This window comes from Microbacterium sp. TPU 3598 (genome assembly GCF_002356155.1).
GTDB classification, from domain to species: Bacteria; Actinomycetota; Actinomycetes; order Actinomycetales; family Microbacteriaceae; genus Microbacterium; species Microbacterium maritypicum_A.
The window spans coordinates 2,286,399-2,305,853 of record NZ_AP017975.1; the positions used below are offsets into that span (position 1 = coordinate 2,286,399).

The following is a 19,455-nucleotide window of genomic DNA, read 5'->3' on the forward strand; positions in this document are numbered from 1 at the left end:
CCGCACCCCGCCTCACATCTCTAGGCTCGATTCCACGGCACACAGCAGCTGCCGCACCGAGAGGAAACGCCCATGTTCCGACGCACCCGACGTCTCGCGCTGATATCCGCGCTCGCGGCCACCGCCGTGATCCTGAGCGCCTGCTCCGGCACCACCGAGCCCGAGCCCAGCAGCGCAGCGGGAACACCCGACCCGAGCGCCACCCTCCACGTCGGGCTCGTCCTCGAGCCGACCAATCTCGACATCCGCCACACCAGTGGTGCCGCGCTCGAGCAGATCCTGATCGACAACATCTACGAGGGTCTCGTCACCCGCACGCAGGACAATGAGATCGAGGGTCGCCTCGCCTCCGACTACACCGTCTCGTCCGACGGTCTCACGTACACGTTCACCCTGAACGACGGCGTCGTCTTCCACGACGGCACGCCGCTCACGTCCGCCGACGTCGTCTCCTCGTACGAGACCGTGCGCACGGATGCGACCGTCCAGGGCAACGCGGACTTCGCCTCGGTGACGGCGATCACTGCACCGGACCCGACGACGGTCGAGATCGTGCTGTCCGCACCGAACCAGAACTTCCTGTTCGCCCTCACGGGGCCCGCCGGTCTGGTGTTCAAGACCGGAGACACCACCGATCTGAAGACGGCCGAGAACGGTACCGGCCCCTTCACCCTGACGCGCTGGAACAAGGGCAGCACCATCACCTTCGCGCGCAACGACGCCTACTGGGGCGATCCGGCCGGCGTCGCTCAGGTCGAGTTCCAGTACATCCCCGACTTCACCGCGGGGGTGAACGCCGCGCTGGCCGGCGACGTGGACGTGCTCACGGCCGTGGATCCGAACCTCGCGCCGCAGCTCGAGGACTCGGGAGACTTCGCACTCACGACGGGGCGCACCACAGACAAGGCCACACTCGCCTTCAACAACAAGAAGGCCCCGCTCGACGACGTCCGCGTGCGCGAAGCACTCCGGCTCGCCATCGACCACGAAGCTCTCATCGAGGCGGTCGGCGCCGGCACCGCGCTGTACGGGCCGATCCCCGAGCTCGACCCCGGCTACGAAGACCTGTCCGACGTGATCTCCTACGACCCCGAGAAGGCCAAGGATCTGCTCGCAGAGGCCGGCCAGAAGGACTTGGAGCTGACGCTCACGATCCCCTCCTTCTACGGCACGACGGTGCCGAAGGTCCTGATCTCGGACTTCAAGAAGATCGGCGTGACGCTCGAAGTCAACTCCGTCGAGTTCCCCACCTGGTTGGAGGACGTCTACACGAACCACGACTACGACCTCAGCTTCGTTCTGCACGTCGAGCCGCGGGACTTCGGCAACTTCGCCGACCCGGACTACTACTTCGGCTACGACAACGCCGAGGTGCAGGACCTGTATGCGAAGGCACTTGCCGAGGTCGACCCGGACAAGTCCGCTGACCTGCTCGCGCAGGCCGCACGCATCGTGTCGGAGGACCACGCCGCCGACTGGCTCTACAACGGCGAGACGATCACGGCGGTGAGCCCGATCGTGGCCGGCTTCCCCGAGGACTCGATCAACTCGCGCATCAACCTCGCGGGCGTCACCGTCTCCGCCGAGAAGTAGCGAGCGGTCACCCCTTCGTGATCCGCTATGCGCTCGTCCGAGGAGCCCTGCTCATCGCAGGGCTCCTCGTGTCGAGCGTGCTCATCTTCCTGACGCTCCGCGTCTTCCCCGGCGATGTCGCACAGCTCATCGCCGGCACCCAGGCCTCCCCCGCCGAGGTCGAGGCCCTGCGCGAATCCCTCGGACTGAACCGGCCTCTGCTCGCCCAGTACACCGACTGGATCGGCGGCATCTTCCGCGGCGACCTCGGCACCTCTCTGCTGTCGGGCGCCTCCGTCGGCGAAGAGCTCCTCCTCAAGGCTCAGGTCACCGTTCCGCTCGGCATCATGTCGCTCCTGATCGCCGTGCTCATCGCCGTGCCCTTCGGCATCCTGGCCGCGCTCCTGCGCAACCGACGCGGCGGCACCGCGCTCAGCGTCGGCGCTCAGGCGCTGGCCGCCGTCCCCGTGGTGTGGGCCGGCATGATGCTCATCGTCGTCTTCTCGGTCTGGCTGGGCTGGCTTCCACCGCAGGGGTTCCCCCGCACCGGCTGGTCGACGCCCGGAAGGGCGATCGAATCGCTCCTCCTCCCCGCGCTGACGATCGGGATCGTGGAGGGGGCGATGCTGATGCGATTCGTACGCAGTGCGACGCTCCAAGCCGCAGGACAGGACTTCGTCCGCACCGCCGCAGCGAAGGGCCTCACCCGCACTCGAGCGCTCATCCAGCACGGCATCCCGGCCGTCGGCCTCTCGATCATCACGGTGCTCGGCCTCCAGGTCGCCGGCATCATCGTCGGATCGGTCGTGATCGAGCAGCTGTTCACCCTCCCGGGAATCGGACGCATGCTCGTCGCCGATGTCGGAACGCGCGACCTCATCAAGGTGCAGAGCGAGCTGCTCGTGCTCACCGGATTCGTGCTGGTCGTGGGCTTCCTGGTCGACCTCGCGCACCGCGCGATCGACCCTCGACAGCGGGAGGCCGCATGACCCCGCGCTGGCTGGGCCGACTGTGGGACACTTCGACGGGGCGCTTCGGTGCGATCGTCGTCGTCGTGATCGCCCTCACCGCGCTCGTCGCCCTCTTCTGGACACCCTTCGATCCGCAGGCGTCGGACATCGGCGATCGCTGGCTGCCGCCGAGCTGGCCGCATCTGCTGGGCACCGACGACACGGGTCGCGACATCCTGAGCCTGCTGATGGCGGGCGCCCGCACCACCGTCTTCGTGAGCGTGGGAGCAGGGCTCGTCGCCACCGTGGTCGGTATCGCACTCGCAGCCCTCGGAGCACTGACTGCACGCTGGCTGCGTGAGACCGTGGCGGTACTCGTCGACATCCTGATCGCGTTCCCCGTGCTGCTGATCGCCATGATGATCTCCTCGGTCTGGGGCGGATCCCTCTGGGTGGTGATCTGGGCGGTGGGAATCGGCTTCGGCGTCAACATCGCGCGCGTCACCCGCCCCGAGTTGCGCCGTGTGCAGCAGAGCGACTTCGTCCTGGCTGCGCGAGCCGCGGGGGTCACACCTGCTCAGAGCCTCATGCGACATCTGCTGCCGAACGTCGCTCCCGTCTTCATCGTGCAGCTGTCGTGGTCGATGGCGGTCGCGGTCCTCGCCGAAGCCGGCCTCTCGTATCTGGGTTTCGGCGCCTCGGTGGTCGAACCGAGCTGGGGCCTGCTGCTCGCCGACCTCCAACGGTATATCGGGGTGCATCCGCTGTCCGTGCTCTGGCCGGGGCTCACGATCACGATCACCGTCCTCGCGCTGAACCTGCTGGGCGACGGTCTGCGCGAGGCGACCGACCCGACACTGCGGCATCGCGCCGCCGAGATCCACACCCCGGGGGTGGTCGCATGAGCCTCTCCGTGAAGGACCTCGTGGTCGAGATCGATGGACGACCCGTCGTCGACGGCATCTCCTTCGAGGTGCCCGACGGCGCGCGACTCGGACTCATCGGCGAGTCCGGGTCCGGCAAGTCCCTCACCGCGCTCGCTGTGCTGGGGCTGCTCCCGGACGGCGCGACCGCGAGCGGGAGCATCCGCTGGAACGGCACCGAGCTGGTGGGGATGCCGGATCGCGAGCTGGCTCACCTTCGCGGCGACGACATCGGCATCGTGTTCCAGGAGCCGCGCACGGCACTGAATCCGATCAGGACCGTCGGGCGGCAGATCGCGGAATCGATCCGCATCCACGAGGGACTCGGGCGCCGCGAGGCCCGGGAGAGGGCGATCGCGGAAGCGGCACGGGTGCGGCTTCCCGACCCCGCGTCGATCGTGGACCGGTACCCGCATCAGCTCTCCGGCGGTCAGCGCCAGCGTGTCGCCATCGCGATGGCACTCGCGTGTCGTCCGAGGCTGCTCATCGCCGATGAGCCGACGACCGCGCTCGACGTCACGATCCAGGCCGAGATCCTCTCCCTGCTGCTCGCGCTCGTCGCGGACGAGGGCATGTCCCTCGTGTTCATCACCCACGACCTCGCCGTGCTCGCACAGGTCGCGACCGAGGGAGTCGTGCTCGAACACGGGCACGTGGTCGAAGCCGCCCCGGTCTCGACCCTTCTCTCCGCACCGTCCTCGCCCATCACCCAGGGGCTGCTGCGGGATGCGACGGCGACCCTGTGGCGTCCGGATGGGGGTGCCGCGTGAGTCTGATCGAGGCCCGAGGGCTCAGTCGCGACTTCTTCGTCCCGAAACGCTCCGCATTCGAGCGCACCCGCACGCAGACCGCCCTGGCTCCCACCGACCTCGACATCGTCGAAGGATCGTCCGTCGGCATCATCGGCGAGTCCGGATCGGGCAAGTCCACTCTGGTCAGGCTGCTGCTGGGACTGGACCGCCCGACGTCCGGCACGATCGCCGTCGGCGGCCGCCCGGTCGACGCCACCGCATCGGCGAGGTCCCTGCATTGGCTGCGCCGCGAGACAGGGCTGGTGTTCCAGGACCCGTACGCGTCGCTCGACCCCCGGATGACGGCCGGTCAGATCGTGCGAGAACCGCTCTGGGCCCTCGGCGTCGAGGGGGATCACCGTGCACGTGTGCGGGAGGTGCTCGCCCGGGTCGGGCTCGAACCCGAGATGGGTGACCGCTATCCGCATGAGTTCTCGGGCGGGCAACGGCAGCGGATCGCCCTCGCACGCGCGATCGCGCATGGCCCGCGGATCCTGGTCGGCGACGAGCCGCTGTCGGCGTTGGACGTGACCGTTCGTGCCCAGATCCTCGAGCTGCTGATCGAACTGCGACACACGACCGACCTCACGCTGGTTCTCGTGTCGCACGACATCGGAGTGGTGCAGAACCTGTGCGACACGGTCGTCGTGATGAAGGACGGCCATATCGTCGAGCGGGGCTCCACTCGCGACGTGCTCCTGCATCCGACACAGGACTACACGAAGAGGCTGCTCTCGGCCATCCCCGTCATCCCCGCCGGCCCCGGGCATTGAGAGAGCGATCGCGAGACCGGACGAGCGTCCTCAGCGCCGCGAGCCGAAGAGCCCTCCCCGCCGCCGCCCTGTCGGCTTGAGCACGCGGCGCATGGACACGGTGCCGAGGTCTCGGCCGAACTTGTACCCGACGCGTCCCATCCGTCCCGCTTCGACGAAGCCGAGCTTCTCGTGCAGTCGGATCGACGCCTCCGCACCGTGGTCGCTGATGACCGCGACCATCTCTCGGAGGCCGATCTGCTCGCAGGCATCGATGAGCGCCTGCAGCAACGCCGCCCCCAGGCCTTTGCCTCCCGCACCGGGACCGAGGTAGATCGAATCCTCGACGGTGTACTTGTAGGCGTTCTTACCTGCCCATGGCTGCGCGAGGGCGTAGCCCATCACCTCGCCGCCCGGGGACACCGCGACGAGGAACGGAAGCTCGAGCCGGGCGAGCAGAGCGTACTTGTCGCGCCAGTAGGGAATGCTGCTGCGTCGCTCGTCGAGCGTCACGGCCGAATTGCTCACGAAGTGGTTGTATATCTCGCGCACATGGGGCAGGTCGGCAGGCCGCGCGGCGCGGATCGTGTACGAGAAGATCTCGGGCGCGGGCGCAGGCCGCAGGTGGCGCGGCAGGACACGACGACGGTCCCCCGGCTCGAACTGCATGCGCTCAGCTTAGAGAGGGAGAGGCTTCGCCTTCCACCCTCCAGTCCACGGGCTCGGCACCCCGTTCCTCGAGCATGGCGTTCGCCCGCGAGAACGGACGCGATCCGAAGAAACCGCGGCGGGCTGAGAGCGGGGATGGATGAGCCGAGGAGATGACCGGCGTCTCCCCGAGGAGGGGCCGCAGGTTGGCCGCGTCCTTCCCCCACAGGATCGCGACGAGCGGCTGGTCGCGCGCGACGAGCGCACGGATCGCGAGCTCCGTGACCTTCTCCCACCCCCACCCTCTGTGAGAGGCCGCCTCACCGGGACGCACGGTGAGCACACGGTTGAGCAGGAGGACGCCCTGATCGCTCCACGCCGTCAGATCACCGTGCGGTGCGGGAGGGATGCCCAGGTCGGTCTCGCGCTCCTTGTAGATGTTCGAGAGGCTGCGCGGCAGCGGGCGCACATCGCGATCGACGGCGAACGAGAGTCCGATGGGATGTCCGGGCGTGGGGTAGGGATCCTGCCCGGTGATGAGGACGCGGACGTCGGACAGCGGCCGCTGGAAGGCCCTGAGCACGTTCGCGCCCGCCGGCAGGTATCCCCGCCCTGCCTCCTGCTCGTCGCGGAGCCGCTCCCCCAGGGAGGTGATCGTGTCCTGGACGGGGGCCAGTGCCTCCGCCCATCCGGCGTCGATCAGCCCGCCCTCGGCGAGCTCTGCGAGAGTCTGGGCCATCGTCAGTCGATGGAGCGCACCCGCAGCGGACCGCGGGCGAGCAGGTGCTGCGCGGACTGCGCTACCGGCCGCATCGTGATCAGGTCGAGGTTCACGCGTCCGGGCGACTCCAGCGCATAGGCGATCACGTCGGCGACGTCGTCGGCGACGAGCGGGGCGTCGACACCCGCGTACACGGCCTCGGCCGCGACCGAGTCTCCGCCCAGGCGATTGAGCGTGAACTCCTCGGTGTGCACCATTCCCGGTGCCACCTCGACCACACGGATCGGCTCGCCGTTGAGTTCCTGACGGAGCACCTTCACCAGCATCGACTCCGCGGCCTTCGCGGCGTTGTAGCCTGCACCGCCGGCGTACGCGGTCTGCGCGGCCGTGGAGGTGACGAAGATCGCATCCGCGTGACCGTCCGCTGCCGCGGCTCGGCGCAGGAGCGGGAGCAGACCCGCGACGAGACGCTGGCTCGCCAGGACGTTCGCGTCGAACATCCACTGCCAGTCGTCGACCGATGCGTCCTCGATGCGGTCGGTGCCGCGAGCACCGCCGGCGACCTGGACGAGAGCATGCACGGGGCCCGACCGCTCGAGTTCGCCCACGAGCGCGTCGACGGCGGAGGCATCGGTGAGGTCGCAGGCGATGGCCGAGGCTCCGGTCTCCGCGGCGAGCGCCGACAGTCGGTCCTCGCGTCGCGCCACCCCCACGACGTCCCATCCCCGGGCACGGAGCGCACGCACCGTCGCCGCGCCGATGCCCGAACTCGCACCTGTCACCACTGCTCGTCTGTTCACCATGCCTCCACCGTACGGCGTTCTCCCCGGAATGCGGACTCCCCCCTGGGGTTGTCGCCTATCGATCCGCCGCAGGATTCCGGGCCTCCGCTCTGTTACGTCACATTTCCCGTGTGTTGTTGACAGACAGCGATATTCCGTACTGTCGCTGCAACGGCATCCGCCACACGACCTTCCGACCACTCCTGGGGGAATCACATGTCCGCACCCGAGTCCTGGCGTTTCGAGACCAAGCAGATCCACTCGGGCGCTGCCCCCGACCCGGTCACCAAGGCACGTGCCACGCCGATCTACCAGACCACCTCGTACGTGTTCGACAGTGCGGACCATGCCGCCAACCTGTTCGCCCTCGCGGAGTTCGGCAACATCTACACCCGCATCCAGAACCCGACGCAGGACGTGCTCGAGCAGCGTCTCGCCGCGCTCGAAGGCGGCACCGGTGCTCTCGTCCTCGCCAGCGGCCAGGCAGCGTCGACCTTCGCGGTCCTGAACATCGCCCAGGCCGGCGACCACTTCGTCGCGTCGAGCTCCATCTACGGCGGCACCTACAACCTCTTCAAGTACACGCTGGCGAAGCTCGGCATCGAGGTCACGTTCGTCGAGAACCAGGACGACCCCGAGGAGTGGCGTCGCGCTGTCCGCCCGAACACGAAGCTGTTCTTCGCGGAGACGATCGGCAACCCGCAGATCAACATCCTCGACATCCGCACCGTCGCCGATGTGGCCCACGAGAACGGCGTCCCGCTGATCGTCGACAACACGATCGCCACCCCGTACCTGATCCGTCCGTTCGAGTTCGGCGCCGACATCGTCGTGCACTCGGTCACGAAGTTCCTCGGCGGCCACGGCACCACGATCGGCGGCGTCATCATCGACGGCGGAAAGTTCGAGTGGTCGAAGAACGTCGACAAGTTCCCCGGCCTCACGGTGCCGGACCCCTCGTACCACGGCGCCAGCTACACCGCCGCCGTCGGCGACCCGCTCGCGTACATCATCAAGGCCCGCGTGCAGCTGCTGCGCGACCTCGGATCCGCCATCGCCCCGCAGAGCGCCTGGAACCTCATCCAGGGCGTCGAGACCCTGTCCCTGCGCATCGAGCGCCACGTGCAGAACGCCCAGGAGATCGCCGAGTGGCTCGACGGCCGCGACGATGTCGCGACGGTCAACTACTCGGGTCTGCCCTCTTCACCCTGGTACGCCAAGGCGAACGAGTACGCGCCCAAGGGCGTCGGCGCCGTGCTGTCGTTCGAGCTGAAGGGCGGCGTCGAAGCCGGACGCGAGTTCGTGAACAGCCTGTCGCTGTTCAGCCACCTCGCCAACATCGGCGACGTGCGCTCGCTCGTCATCCACCCCGCGTCGACCACGCACGCGCAGCTGACGCCGGAGCAGCAGCTCACCGCCGGTGTCACGCCGGGCCTGGTCCGACTCTCCGTCGGCATCGAGAACGTCGACGATCTCAAGGCCGACCTCGAGCAGGCTCTCGCCGCGGCCCGCGCCGTGTCGGAGGCCGCGCGCGCCTGACCCGCACACCCCACGAGATGCCCCGGAGCCCGAGCTCCGGGGCATCTTCGCGTGCAGGCGACGTCTTCACCCGGCCGACCCACAGGCGACGGCCTCGACAATGGAAGACCGCCGTGAGGAGAGCATGATCGACGTCGAACACCGACCGCCGCGCGTCCGACGCGTGACGACGACCCGCGCGCGATGGCTCGCCGCCGCCGGCGTCGCCGTGCTGCTCGTCATCGCCGGCGGCTGGATCCCCGGAATCGTCGGCACAGCGGTCGCTGCCGCCCTCCCCTGGCTCGGTCTCGTGCTTCTCGCACTGCTGATCGCCGCATTGTTCCTCGCCCGCCGGGTGGTCGTCGTGATCCTGGTTCCCGCACTCCTGTGGGTCCTCGCGATGGCACCGGCTCTTCCCGCCCTCCCCGGTCCGATGGGGTCGGAGTCGGCCTCCGCCTCCGGACTGACGGTCGTGAGCCAGAACGTGAGGGCGCGATCCGGCGGGGCCGCCGCATCCGCGACCGAGCTCGCACAGAGCGGCGCCGATGTGATCGCCCTCGTGGAGCTCGATGGAGACAGCCTCTCCGCGGCGCAGAACGCCCTCGCCGGGCAGTACCCGCATTCGTACACGGTCGGAACCGTCGGTGTGTGGAGCAGATATCCCCTCGCGAACGCCGAGCCCCTGACGCTGGGACTCAGCTGGAAGCGTGCGCTCCGTGTCGAGGTGCAGGTGCCGTCCGCGCCGGTCGCCGTCTATGTGATGCACGCCGCGTCGGTGCGGCCGGGGCACCAGCAGGACCGCGACACGATGCTGAGCGGACTCGCGGACCAGGTCGGCTCCGACCCTGCGGACTCCCTCATCGCCGTCGGCGACTTCAACGCACCGTCGACCGATCCGAGCCTGACGGCCTTGCGCGCGGAAGCCGATTGGGTGCGTCCGACGGATGGGAGCCTCGGGCTCACCTGGCCTGTCGCCTTCCCCCTCGTACGCATCGACCAGGTCTTCGTCCGCGGCCTCGATGTCGTCACGTCGGGCACGATGCGGGCGGGGAACAGCGATCATCTCGCCACCCTGACCCGAGTGCGCTGATACACCTGCCGACGACCGACGACCGACGCGACGATGCCGACGGGCCGCCTCGATCGTCGCGGTCGGGAGAGTCGGGACATCGGAGCGTAACCTGCCACCGACGAGTCCCGGACCAGGCGAGAATGGGAGCATGGACTGGCAGACGACCTCCGAGGACACGGTGCCCTCGGCGCCCGTGACGGAGGCCGACGTCAGGCTGCTCCGTGCCCGCCCGCCGGCGACCGGAGCATGGCGTGACGGAGACCCGGTGGGCGGTCGCCGGTTCGCCGCCTTCGGCGCCTTCTCGACGGAGAGCGGCGCGGAGCTCCCCGGCATCCGCATCGCCTACGAGTCCTGGGGCGAGCTGAACACGGCACGGGACAACGCCGTGCTCGTGCTGCACGCGCTCACCGGGGACAGCCATGTGCGCGGCGCAGCGGGATCCGGGCACCCCACCGCGGGCTGGTGGGAGGACATCACGGGCCCGGGAGCTCCGCTCGACACGGACCGCTGGTTCGTGATCGCCCCGAACATGCTGGGCGGCTGCCAGGGCTCGACGGGCCCCGCGAGCGTCGCCCCCGACGGCTACGAGTGGGCCTCCCGTTTCCCGTACCTCACGATCCGTGACCAGGTCGCCGCCCAGGTCCGCCTGGCGGATGCCCTCGGCATCGAGAGCTGGGCCGCTGTCATCGGCGGTTCCATGGGCGGGATGCATGCGCTGGAGTGGGCGGCCACACATCCCCAGCGCGTGCAGCGCCTCGCCGTGCTCTCATCTCCCCCGGTGACCACCGCCGACCAGATCGCGCTCAACACCGTGCAGTTGGAGACCATCCGGATGGATCCGCGGTTCCAGGGCGGTGAGTACTACGACCTCGGCGACGGTGACGGCCCGCACCGCGGCCTCGCCCTGGCGCGCCGTATGGCCCTGCTGAACTACCGCAGCCCGATCGAGCTCAACCAGCGTTTCCAGCGATCGTGGCAGTCCGACGTGTCCCCGCTCGGGCACGGCGGTCGCTTCGCCGTGGAGTCGTATCTCGACTTCCACGGCAACAAGTTCACACGCCGCTTCGACGCGAACAGCTACATCACGCTCGTCGAGGCCATGAACTCGCACGACGTCGGCCGTGGACGAGGGGGCGTCGAAGAGGCGCTGCACGGCGTCACCGCCACCACGCTGGTTCTCGGCATCGACAGCGATCGCCTCTTCCCCGTCGACGGACAACAGCGCATCGCCCGCAGCATCCCGAATGTCATCGACGACGAAGCCGTGGTGATCACGAGCGACTTCGGGCACGACGGCTTCCTGATCGAGACCGAGGCGGTGGGCTCGAACCTGCGGCGTCTGCTCGACAGCTGACCCCGGCCGCTCAGGTCGCGACGAACCGCCAGGGCAGCGCGCCCGCCTCGAGGCGTCCCTGCTCCCAGGCGAAGGCACGCCCGGCTTCGGACTCGAGCACCCGGGTCTGGAACAGCTGCGCCGCACCGCCCGACGACAGGGCCGATTCCACGTCGCTGAACGCAGCAAGCTGGTGGAGCGTGATCCACGTCGGCGGATACAGCGTCCACTCCCCCGCCGCGTGCCTCGCGAGCGCCTCCGCCGCCCGCACCCAGGCGATCTCCGCGACCTCGTCGGCAGCGGGCGAAGGCTCTCCGTCCGGCGCCTCGGCGAGGAAGAACCAGGTGCGGATACGCGTAGGGGCCTCCACCGGCGGCTGCCACTCGGAGAGCACCACGAGGTCGTCGACAGCGAGGCCCACCTCCTCGCGCGTCTCCCTGATCGCGGCACGGCGCGCGTTCTCGGACTCGTCGTCGCCGTCGTGCACGTCGCCCGGTTCGACCTTGCCCCCGGGGAAGACCCATGCACCCGCGAACGACCCGCGATCGGGTCGACGCATCAGCAGCACCTCGAAGGCGGGGTCCGACGCGCGCAGCAGCACAGCAGTGCCGGCGACGGGCAGGGACAGCTCGGGGGCACTCACCCCGTCACTCTACGACCGGACCGACCGCGGCGAAACTACGAGGCGACGAGCTCCGCTGCCGCCGGGCGACGTCCTTCGACGCGGTACGAGAGCAGCGCGATCAGCAGACCGGCCACGGCGAGCGCGGCACCGGTCCATGCCGGTGCGGTGAAGCCCCAGCCGGCGGCGATGACGACGCCCCCGAGGAATGCGCCCAGGCTGTTGCCGATGTTGAGCGCCGAGTGGTTCATGGCTGCGGCGATCGACTGGTTGTCGCCCGCCACGTCCATGAGCCGGGTCTGGATCGTCGGGCTCAGCACGGAGGAGACGAACCCGACCACCAGCACCACCGCGGCCAGGCTGACGATCCAGAACGACAGGAATGCCAGCAGCACGAAGACCACGGCCATGGCGGCGAGTCCGAAGAGCAGCGTGCGGCGCAGGTCGATGTCGGCGAGGTGACCGCCGACGAGGTTTCCCGCCGTCATCCCGAGCCCCATGAGCACGAGGACGATCGGCACCACCCACTCCGGGGAGCCGGAGACCTCGGTCACCAGCGGGGCGATGTAGCTGTAGACGGCGAAGAATCCGCCGAAACCGATCGCGCCGACGCCCAGGGTGAACCACACCTGCGGGATACGGAACACCCGCAGTTCCTGGCGCATCGTGCGCCCCGGGTCCCCCGGATGTTCCGGGACGAAGAGCGCGATGCAGAGGGTGGCGAGAGCGAAGACGAGCGCCACGACGGCGAAGGCGGAGCGCCAGCCCCACTGCTGCCCGAGGAACGTCCCCAACGGCACGCCCACGACGTTGGCGACCGTGAGGCCGGTGAGGATGAACGCCACACCCTTGGCGCGGTTGCCCGGCCCCATCACATCGGCGGCCACGAGCGCACCGATGCCGAAGTATGCACCGTGCGGCAGCCCGGCGAGGAAGCGCGACGCGGCGACGAGCTCGAACGTGGGCAGCACGACCGTGAGGGCGTTGAACACCGTCAACGCGAGGGCCAGCACGATCATCACCCGATGCCGCGGGTAACGCGCGACGAAGCCGGCGATGGTCGGTGCGCCCACCACCACGCCGAGCGCGTAGAGCGAGATCAGCCAGCCGGCCTGGCTCAGCGCATCTTCCTGGCTGGTCGCCCAGAGCGAAGGCAACAGGTCGGCGGCGATGTTGGGCAGCAGGCCCATGACCACGAATTCGGTCATGCCGATGCCGAAGCTGCCGATGGCGAGGGAGAGGAGCGCCCACTTCGCCGCACCCCTCGATTCAGTCGAGGGATTCACCGGATCAGCTTAGCGGCCGTCGGACCCGGAGGTCGCCCGCCCTGCGCGATCGAGCGTCATGAAGACATCAACGTCATCCTGGGTGTCGACGACGAAACCGTGGCGTTCGTAAAGACGGCGCGCCGGGCTGCCCTGGAGCACGTTGAGTCGATACGGGGTCGCGTCATCGAGCACCATCCCCAGCACGCGGTCACCGAGACCACGGCGCTGATGCGAGGTCGCGATGTAGAAGTGCTCCAGCCAGCGGGACTCCCCCTCCGCACGGATGGCGACCGAGCCGACATCGGTGCCGTCCACGACGATGATCCGGGTCTGCGTCGGTTCGAACGCATCACGGAACCGCTGCCGGACGCGGGTCTCGTCGAAACGCCCCAGCCGCTCCAGGTCGGCCCGAAGCACTTCAGCGCGGAGTTCCGCGATCCACTCGGAGTCGTCGGCCGTCGCCGGTCGAAGAGCGATCGACATGGACGAAGGGGAATCAGTCACCGGACTCCTCGACCGTTGCTTCGTCGATGGCTGCTTCCAGCCGCTCGATCTTCGCGTCCAGCTCTCCGGAGTAGCCCGGGCGGATGTCGGCCTTGAGCACAAGCGAGACCCGCGAGCCGAAGGGCATCACGGCCTCGGTCGCACGCTTCACGACGTCCATGACCGTGTCCCAGTCCGGTCCCTCGATCTCGGTGAACATGCTCGTGGTGCGGTGCGGCAGTCCGGACTCGCGCACCACCCGCACGGCGGCGGCCACGGCGTCATGCACGGAGGCATCGGTGCGCTCTGCTCCCGCGGAGGGGGTGCCGCTCGGGGCGACGGAGAAGGCGATCAGCATGGTTTCACTCCTGGGTTTTCGGATGGCGGACAGGCACGCGCACGAGAGCGCGGGCTGCGAGGACGAGCAGGACGACGAGAAGGATGTTGCGCACCGTGAGGACGGCGACCGAGAGGACGTCGGCCCGCAGCAGGGCGTCGTAGCCGATCGGATACACGAGGCAGGTGAGCAGGCAGAGCGCGAGGACGACGACGGCCGGGACGCGTGCCCTGACCCGATCGAGCACGAGCCACAGGATCATCGGCGCGATCATCCAGGTCTGGAACTGCGGTGAACCGACCTTGTTGGTGACGATCAGAAGCGTCACCAGTGTGAGAGCGAGCGGAGGGAACAGTCGCGGGAAGCTCGCGCCGCGCACCGCCTTGAGTGCCCCGACCGCAGTCACCGCGAGCACCGCGATCGCCATGAGGGGTGTGAGCGCCGCGGCGACGACGTCGACCCCCGGCGCGGTGATCTGGAAGGTCAGGATCTCGAAGCTGTACTCGATGCGGGCGGCGCCGGCGACCGCGAGCCACAGGAAGGGGGTGGCGGCCACGGCTTCGATCTGCAGCCCTCGTCCGGCCTGCTCGGTCAGGAAGCCGAGGACCTCGGTGTCCGCCCCGAGCAGGAGCAGAGTCGCGACGACCCCGACACTGACGACGGCGGCGGCGACCAGCACCCGCACGCGCGCACGGAGCGCGACGACGGCGGCGAGCACGAGCGCACCGGGCCAGATCTTGATCCATGCCCCGATCGTGAGGAGAGCGGCTCCGACAGCGGGCCGCGACACGAGCCAGAGTCCGCCGATCACGGCGATCGGGACGGTGATCGCATCGATCCGGTAGAGCGCGATCGGTCCGAGGAGCACCAGTGCGCCGCACCAGAACCAGGCCGCGACACGGCGCGCGTGCGAGGGCGCGCGCCCCACCAGCACAGCGAAGGCGACGGCGTCGAGGATGACGACCAGGACCGCCCATCCGACGAGATACGCACTGGATACTCCGAGCAGAGGCACGAGCGGCGCGGAGAGCACGGCGGCGACGAGCATCGGCACGAGGGCGAGCTGAGGGTAGACCCATGTCTCGGTGACACCGACGATCGGCCCCCCGCCGAGTGCAGAGGACGCCCAGGGCTCGTATACGAGCACCACATCGCCCATGGGCTGGCTGGGGTAGACCCAGCCGGCCCATGCGGTGAGCGCGTGCACGATGAGGAAGACGCTCCACAGCGCGACCACCCGGGCCGTCGACGCGCGATTCACGCCAGGACGTCCGCGATCGCGAGTGGAAGGGCCTCGGCCACGTCCATCGCGACGATCGGATGCCCCGCCCCGCCGTCACGCACGCCGGCGGCGATACGCCCGGCGTGGCCGTGCAGCCACGCTCCGGCCGCGGCGACCTCGGCGATCGGGCGTCCGGGATTCGCCGCGAGCACGGCGCCCAGCGCGCCGGCGAGGACGTCGCCCGTCCCCGCGGTGGCCAGCCAGCCGGTCCCCGCTTCGACGGCGATGACCGTCCCGTCCGGCGCCGCGATCAGCGTACGCGCGCCCTTGAGCAGCACGGCGCCCCCGAGCGTGTCCGCCATGTGCCGCGCGGCCTGCGCGCGATCCTCCGCGGTCGAGGACATTCCGAGCCTCTCCTGCAGCCGGACGAACTCCCGCGCGTGGGGCGTCACGAGGAACGGCGCCGTCGCGCGTTCGGCGAGATCGAGCGCTCCGGCGTCGATCACGACGGCGGCGGTGCCGGAGAGGATCTCCCGCAGAGCACCGGATTCCGTGTCGCTGCGGTGCGCCGGGTCCGTCCCCGATCCGATCACCCAGGCGTCGACCCTCGAACGCCCCGGGTCCGCCCCGGCGACGGTCTCCGGTCGTCGGGCGAGAACGGCATCCGCCACCCGCTCCGCGCCCACGTAGCGGACGAAGCCCGCCCCGGCTCGCCACGCCGCCTCGACGCCGAGCACCGCGGCCCCGGGATACGCGGGCGATCCGGTGCGCAGCGCCACCACGCCGCGGGCGTACTTGTCGTCATCCGCGGTCGGCGCACGCAACAACCGCGCCGTGTCGCCGCGTGTCCACTCGCGCACCTCGAACATGACTCCACGTTAGTGCGACGGCCCGTCCTGCACCCGCGCGGCGGTACCGTCGAACCGTGAGTCTTCTCTTCTCCCCGCTGCGCATCCGTTCCGTCGACTTCCGCAACCGCCTCTGGGTCTCGCCCATGTGCATGTACAGCGCGGTCGACGGCGTGGCCCAGGAGTGGCATCACACGCACCTCGCACAGTTCGCGTCCGGCGGCGCGGGACTCATCATCGCCGAGGCGACGGCCGTGGCCCCCGAGGGACGGATCTCACCGCGTGACCTGGGGCTCTGGGATGACGAGCAGCGCGACGCCCTCGCCCCGATCGTCCAGGCGATCCATGACCGCGGAGCCCACGCCGGCATCCAACTCGCCCATGCCGGCCGCAAAGCATCGACGTGGTGGCCCTGGGCACCCGAACGCGGATCGGTGCCGGCCGCCGATGGCGGGTGGACGACATCCGCCCCCTCGGCCATCGCCTTCGACGGCTTCGACGAGCCGGTCGCCCTCGACCTCGCCGGGATCGACCGTGTGGTCGACGCATTCGCGTCCGCAGCGAGACGCGCGACGGACGCCGGGTTCGACGTGCTGGAGGTGCACGGGGCGCATGGGTACCTCCTGCACCAGTTCCTGTCTCCCCTGTCGAACCGGCGCAGGGACGAATACGGCGGCTCGCTCGAGAATCGTGCCCGCCTGCTGCTGCGCGTCGTCGACGCGGTCCGCGAAGCCGTAGGAGCCGATGTGCCGTTGTTCGTGCGCATCTCCGCCACCGATCATGCCGACGGCGGGTTCACACCCGAGGAAGCGGCGATCGTCGGCGACTGGGCCGCGCAGCGAGGTGCCGATCTGATCGACGTCTCGAGTGGCGGCCTGGTCGCGCACCAGCGGATCAGTGTCTTCCCCGGCTATCAGGTCCCGCTCGCCGAGACCGTGCGTCAGGGCGGTCGGATCCCGGTATCGGCGGTCGGTCTCATCACCGCGGCGGCCCAAGCCGAGCAGGTGCTCAGCGAGGGAGCCGCGGATGCGATCTTCGCCGGACGGGAGTGGCTGCGCGACCCCCATTTCGCGCTCCGTGCCGCGCACGAGCTCGACGCCGAGATCGTCTGGCCACCGCAGTACGAGCGCGCCCGCCTGCGCTGAACAGTGCTCGGACGACGAAGGCCGCCGATCCCCTGAGAGGGGTCGGCGGCCTTCGTCCGTCCGAGCGACGATCAGCGTCCGCGGAAGCGACGGGTCGCGTCCTGCACCTCCCCGACCAACTCCTCGAGGATGTCCTCGAGGAACAGCACGGCGGTGGTGTTGCCCTGCGCGTCACGCACCTTCGCCAGATGCCGACCCGCGCGACGCATGACCGCGAGGGCGTCCTCGAGATCCGTGTCCTCCTGCACCGGCACCATGTGGTGGATGCGCTTGGCTGGAACCGGCTCGACCATCTTGGCCTCGGCGTCGGGGCCTTCGGACGCGCGGAGGATGTCCTTCAGGTGCACATAGCCGATCGGTACGGATGCGTCGTCGACGATCACGTAACGCGAGAACCCGTATCGTGCGACCGCCTTCTCGATGTCGTCGGGCGTCGTCGACTGGGGCAGCGTGACCAGATCGCTCAGTGGCACCGCGACGTCCCGCGCCTTCTTGTCGGTGAACTCGACCGCTGCGGCGACTGTTCCCGCCGTGTCCATGAGCACGCCTTCGCGACGCGACTGGCTGACGATGGTCGCGACCTCATCGAGCGTGAACGTCGATGCGGCCTCGTTCTTGGGCTCGACCCGGAACAGGCGCAGGACGCCGTTGGCTGCCGCGTTGAGCACCCAGATCACGGGCATGAACACCTTCGACACCCACACCAGCGGTGGGGCGAGGATCAGCACGGCACGGTCCGGCACCGAGAACGCCAGGTTCTTCGGCACCATCTCGCCGAACACCACGTGCAGGAAGGACACGATCACCAATGCGATCGTGAACGACACGGCGTCGACCGCACCGTCCGGCCACCCGAGCGCGTGCAACGGCACGGAGAGCAGATGGTGGATCGCCGGTTCGGACACATTGAGGATGAGAAGCGAGCAGATCGTGATGCCCAGCTGCGACGTCGCGAGCATCAGCGTCGCGTGTTCCATCGCGTACAGCGCGGTCTTCGCGGCGCGTGAGCCCTGGTCGGCTCGAGGCTCGATCTGCGATCGTCTGGCCGAGATCACCGCGAACTCGGCACCGACGAAGAACGCATTCGCGACCAGGAGCACGACGAGCCAGGCGAGTCCTGCCCAATCGCTCATCGGGTCACCTCCTCATCGCCAGCGAGCGGATGCGGCACGTAGCGCACCCGATCCACCCGTCTGCCATCCATGCGGACCACCTGCAGCACGCCGCTGTCGAGAGAGACCTCGTCGCCCACCGCGGGCACGCGCTCGAGCACGCTCATGACGTAGCCGCCGACGGTGTCGTACACATCGCCCTCGGGTACTTCCACACCGGCACGGCGACGCAGCTCGTCCGGGCGCAGCTCTCCGGGGAACGTGACGCCCTCCCGGTTGCGGATGACTCCCGCGCGGGTGCGATCGTGCTCATCGGCGACTTCTCCGACGAGTTCTTCGACGAGGTCTTCCAAGGTCACCAGCCCCGCGGTCCCGCCGTACTCGTCCACGACGATCGCGAGTTGATAACCGCGCGCACGGAGTTCCGCGATCAGGGCGTCGACGTGCACGGTCTCCGGAACGCGGAGCGGTTCCGTCGCGAGAGCGCCCACCGGCACCTCCGTGCGCCGCTCGCGCGGAACCGAGATGGCGGCTTTCAGGTGCACGACGCCCGTGATGTCGTCGAGGTCGTCGTCGTACACGGGGAAGCGGCTGTGGCCCGTGCGTCGCGCGAGCTGGATGACGTCGTCCACCGAGTCGCCTGCAGCGATCGCGTGCATGCTCGGTCTGGCCGTCATCACGTCGGCGGCCGTGAGGCGCGAGAACATGAGGGTGCGGTCGAGCAGCGAGGCGGTGTCGGCCTCCAGCAGGCCCGCGTTGGCGGACCGCCGCACGAGCGATGACAGCTCCTCCGCGCTGCGGGCGCCTGAGAGCTCTTCCTTCGGCTCGATCCCCATGCCGCGCAGTACGCCGTTCGCACTGCCGTTGAGCACCACGACGGCCGGTTTGAACACGGTCGTGAACGCGATCTGGAAAGGGATCACGAGCTTCGCCGTGGCCAGCGGCAGAGCGAGGGCGAAGTTCTTGGGGACGAGTTCGCCGAGGATCATCGAGAGCACCGTCGCCACCAGCATCGCCACGATGGTCGCGATCGGCGCGACGGCCGCTTCAGGGAGGTTCCAGGCGATGAGGGTCGGGCGCAGGAGGTTCGACAGCGCCGGCTCCATCGTGTAACCGGTCAGAAGCGTCGTGAGCGTGATGCCGAGTTGGGCCGCCGAGAGATGCGTCGATGTGTGCCTGAGGGCGCTGATCGTGAGCGAGAGCCGCGATTCACCGCGTGCCTGCCTGGCCTCGAGTTCGGCGCGATCGAGGTTCACCAATGCGAACTCGCTCGCCACGAAGAGGCCAGTGCCGACCGTGAGCAGGAGCCCCACGCCCAACATGATGTAGTCCATCAGAGGTTCCTCTCCTGTGAGA

20 protein-coding genes are annotated in these 19,455 nt (G+C 69.2%); 9 read left to right on the forward strand and 11 right to left on the reverse strand.

Features of this window, described 5'->3' with window-relative positions:
• Positions 1 to 72 precede the first annotated feature (72 nt).
• From MST3598_RS10885 to MST3598_RS10905, 5 genes are read left to right on the forward strand one after another with little or no spacing between them, the layout of a single operon-like run.
• Entirely contained in the window at positions 73 to 1,593 is a 1,521-nt protein-coding gene (locus MST3598_RS10885; RefSeq protein WP_029258474.1) for an ABC transporter substrate-binding protein, read from the forward strand.
• Between the two features lie 17 nt (positions 1,594 to 1,610).
• Positions 1,611 to 2,561 (forward strand): ABC transporter permease, encoded by a 951-nt coding sequence (locus MST3598_RS10890; RefSeq protein ID WP_029258475.1) that lies wholly within the window; start codon positions 1,611 to 1,613, stop codon positions 2,559 to 2,561.
• Positions 2,558 to 3,427: an ABC transporter permease gene (locus MST3598_RS10895; protein WP_029258476.1), complete on the forward strand. Its 870-nt coding sequence runs from the start codon at positions 2,558 to 2,560 to the stop codon at positions 3,425 to 3,427. Before MST3598_RS10890 ends, MST3598_RS10895 begins: the two co-directional genes overlap by 4 nt.
• On the forward strand, positions 3,424 to 4,215 hold the full coding sequence (locus MST3598_RS10900) for an ATP-binding cassette domain-containing protein (RefSeq protein WP_029258477.1): 792 nt from the start codon (positions 3,424 to 3,426) through the stop codon (positions 4,213 to 4,215). The genes MST3598_RS10895 and MST3598_RS10900 overlap by 4 nt, the downstream gene beginning before the upstream one ends.
• Positions 4,212 to 5,009 carry an ABC transporter ATP-binding protein gene (locus tag MST3598_RS10905; RefSeq protein ID WP_029258478.1) on the forward strand — a complete coding sequence of 266 codons (798 nt, stop codon included), beginning with the start codon at positions 4,212 to 4,214 and terminating at the stop codon, positions 5,007 to 5,009. The genes MST3598_RS10900 and MST3598_RS10905 overlap by 4 nt, the downstream gene beginning before the upstream one ends.
• Before the next feature lie 30 nt (positions 5,010 to 5,039).
• Here MST3598_RS10905 and MST3598_RS10910 read toward each other — a convergent pair whose 3' ends face one another.
• The 3 genes from MST3598_RS10910 to MST3598_RS10920 are packed head-to-tail and all read right to left on the reverse strand — an operon-like array spanning position 5,040 to position 7,160.
• Entirely contained in the window at positions 5,040 to 5,657 is a 618-nt protein-coding gene (locus MST3598_RS10910; protein ID WP_029258479.1) for a GNAT family N-acetyltransferase, read from the reverse strand.
• A 4-nt stretch (positions 5,658 to 5,661) separates the two neighbouring features.
• Positions 5,662 to 6,375, reverse strand: a complete 714-nt coding sequence (locus tag MST3598_RS10915; RefSeq protein ID WP_029258480.1) for a uracil-DNA glycosylase — start codon at positions 6,373 to 6,375, stop codon at positions 5,662 to 5,664.
• Between the two features lie 2 nt (positions 6,376 to 6,377).
• A complete protein-coding gene (locus MST3598_RS10920) occupies positions 6,378 to 7,160 on the reverse strand; it encodes an SDR family oxidoreductase (protein ID WP_029258481.1) in 783 nt (260 codons plus the stop codon).
• Between the two features lie 195 nt (positions 7,161 to 7,355).
• On the opposite strand from MST3598_RS10920, the gene MST3598_RS10925 reads away from it, so the two are divergent.
• The 3 genes from MST3598_RS10925 to metX all read left to right on the forward strand — a co-directional run bounded on the left by MST3598_RS10925 (position 7,356) and on the right by metX (position 11,083).
• Positions 7,356 to 8,678: a bifunctional o-acetylhomoserine/o-acetylserine sulfhydrylase gene (locus MST3598_RS10925; protein WP_021198513.1), complete on the forward strand. Its 1,323-nt coding sequence runs from the start codon at positions 7,356 to 7,358 to the stop codon at positions 8,676 to 8,678.
• A 124-nt stretch (positions 8,679 to 8,802) separates the two neighbouring features.
• Positions 8,803 to 9,747, forward strand: a complete 945-nt coding sequence (locus MST3598_RS10930) for an endonuclease/exonuclease/phosphatase family protein (protein WP_051667954.1) — start codon at positions 8,803 to 8,805, stop codon at positions 9,745 to 9,747.
• Between the two features lie 130 nt (positions 9,748 to 9,877).
• Complete coding sequence (gene metX, locus MST3598_RS10935) at positions 9,878 to 11,083, forward strand: homoserine O-acetyltransferase MetX (protein ID WP_029258483.1); 1,206 nt, start codon at positions 9,878 to 9,880, stop codon at positions 11,081 to 11,083.
• Between the two features lie 10 nt (positions 11,084 to 11,093).
• Here the strand turns inward: metX and MST3598_RS10940 are convergent, their stop codons facing one another.
• Genes MST3598_RS10940 through MST3598_RS10965 form a run of 6 tightly spaced genes read right to left on the reverse strand, consistent with a single transcriptional unit; the run spans position 11,094 to position 15,863 of the window.
• Positions 11,094 to 11,705, reverse strand: coding sequence for an NUDIX domain-containing protein (locus MST3598_RS10940; protein WP_029258484.1), 612 nt, complete (start codon positions 11,703 to 11,705; stop codon positions 11,094 to 11,096).
• Positions 11,706 to 11,740: 35 nt separating this feature from the next.
• Positions 11,741 to 12,970, reverse strand: coding sequence for an MFS transporter (locus tag MST3598_RS10945; protein ID WP_029258485.1), 1,230 nt, complete (start codon positions 12,968 to 12,970; stop codon positions 11,741 to 11,743).
• A gap of 9 nt (positions 12,971 to 12,979) precedes the next feature.
• Entirely contained in the window at positions 12,980 to 13,456 is a 477-nt protein-coding gene (locus tag MST3598_RS10950) for a GNAT family N-acetyltransferase (protein WP_331280330.1), read from the reverse strand.
• A complete protein-coding gene (locus MST3598_RS10955; protein WP_021201024.1) occupies positions 13,449 to 13,793 on the reverse strand; it encodes a thiamine-binding protein in 345 nt (114 codons plus the stop codon). Before MST3598_RS10955 ends, MST3598_RS10950 begins: the two co-directional genes overlap by 8 nt.
• A gap of 4 nt (positions 13,794 to 13,797) precedes the next feature.
• Positions 13,798 to 15,033, reverse strand: coding sequence for a hypothetical protein (locus MST3598_RS10960; RefSeq protein ID WP_036271461.1), 1,236 nt, complete (start codon positions 15,031 to 15,033; stop codon positions 13,798 to 13,800).
• On the reverse strand, positions 15,030 to 15,863 hold the full coding sequence (locus tag MST3598_RS10965) for an ADP-dependent NAD(P)H-hydrate dehydratase (protein WP_096359573.1): 834 nt from the start codon (positions 15,861 to 15,863) through the stop codon (positions 15,030 to 15,032). The genes MST3598_RS10960 and MST3598_RS10965 overlap by 4 nt, the downstream gene beginning before the upstream one ends.
• Before the next feature lie 56 nt (positions 15,864 to 15,919).
• Here MST3598_RS10965 and MST3598_RS10970 point away from each other — a divergent pair, with 56 nt between their 5' ends.
• A complete protein-coding gene (locus MST3598_RS10970) occupies positions 15,920 to 16,987 on the forward strand; it encodes an NADH:flavin oxidoreductase/NADH oxidase (RefSeq protein WP_029258231.1) in 1,068 nt (355 codons plus the stop codon).
• A gap of 71 nt (positions 16,988 to 17,058) precedes the next feature.
• On the opposite strand, the gene MST3598_RS10975 is transcribed toward MST3598_RS10970, so the two are convergent.
• Positions 17,059 to 18,120, reverse strand: coding sequence for a hemolysin family protein (locus tag MST3598_RS10975; protein ID WP_021199869.1), 1,062 nt, complete (start codon positions 18,118 to 18,120; stop codon positions 17,059 to 17,061).
• The gene (locus tag MST3598_RS10980) at positions 18,117 to 19,433 is read right to left on the reverse strand and encodes a hemolysin family protein (protein ID WP_029258232.1); all 1,317 of its coding nucleotides are present in this window, start codon (positions 19,431 to 19,433) and stop codon (positions 18,117 to 18,119) included. Before MST3598_RS10980 ends, MST3598_RS10975 begins: the two co-directional genes overlap by 4 nt.
• Positions 19,434 to 19,455 lie beyond the last annotated feature (22 nt).

Coding starts and splice junctions, on each gene's coding strand:
- MST3598_RS10885 (WP_029258474.1), top strand. CDS start 73: ATGTTCCGACGCACCCGACGTCTCGCGCTGATATCCGCGCTCGCGGCC.
- MST3598_RS10895 (WP_029258476.1), top strand. CDS start 2,558: ATGACCCCGCGCTGGCTGGGCCGACTGTGGGACACTTCGACGGGGCGC.
- MST3598_RS10900 (WP_029258477.1), top strand. CDS start 3,424: ATGAGCCTCTCCGTGAAGGACCTCGTGGTCGAGATCGATGGACGACCC.
- MST3598_RS10910 (WP_029258479.1), bottom strand. CDS start 5,657: ATGCAGTTCGAGCCGGGGGACCGTCGTCGTGTCCTGCCGCGCCACCTG.
- MST3598_RS10915 (WP_029258480.1), bottom strand. CDS start 6,375: ATGGCCCAGACTCTCGCAGAGCTCGCCGAGGGCGGGCTGATCGACGCC.
- MST3598_RS10920 (WP_029258481.1), bottom strand. CDS start 7,160: ATGGTGAACAGACGAGCAGTGGTGACAGGTGCGAGTTCGGGCATCGGC.
- MST3598_RS10925 (WP_021198513.1), top strand. CDS start 7,356: ATGTCCGCACCCGAGTCCTGGCGTTTCGAGACCAAGCAGATCCACTCG.
- MST3598_RS10930 (WP_051667954.1), top strand. CDS start 8,803: ATGATCGACGTCGAACACCGACCGCCGCGCGTCCGACGCGTGACGACG.
- metX (WP_029258483.1), top strand. CDS start 9,878: ATGGACTGGCAGACGACCTCCGAGGACACGGTGCCCTCGGCGCCCGTG.
- MST3598_RS10955 (WP_021201024.1), bottom strand. CDS start 13,793: ATGCTGATCGCCTTCTCCGTCGCCCCGAGCGGCACCCCCTCCGCGGGA.
- MST3598_RS10965 (WP_096359573.1), bottom strand. CDS start 15,863: ATGTTCGAGGTGCGCGAGTGGACACGCGGCGACACGGCGCGGTTGTTG.
- MST3598_RS10975 (WP_021199869.1), bottom strand. CDS start 18,120: ATGAGCGATTGGGCAGGACTCGCCTGGCTCGTCGTGCTCCTGGTCGCG.
- MST3598_RS10980 (WP_029258232.1), bottom strand. CDS start 19,433: ATGGACTACATCATGTTGGGCGTGGGGCTCCTGCTCACGGTCGGCACT.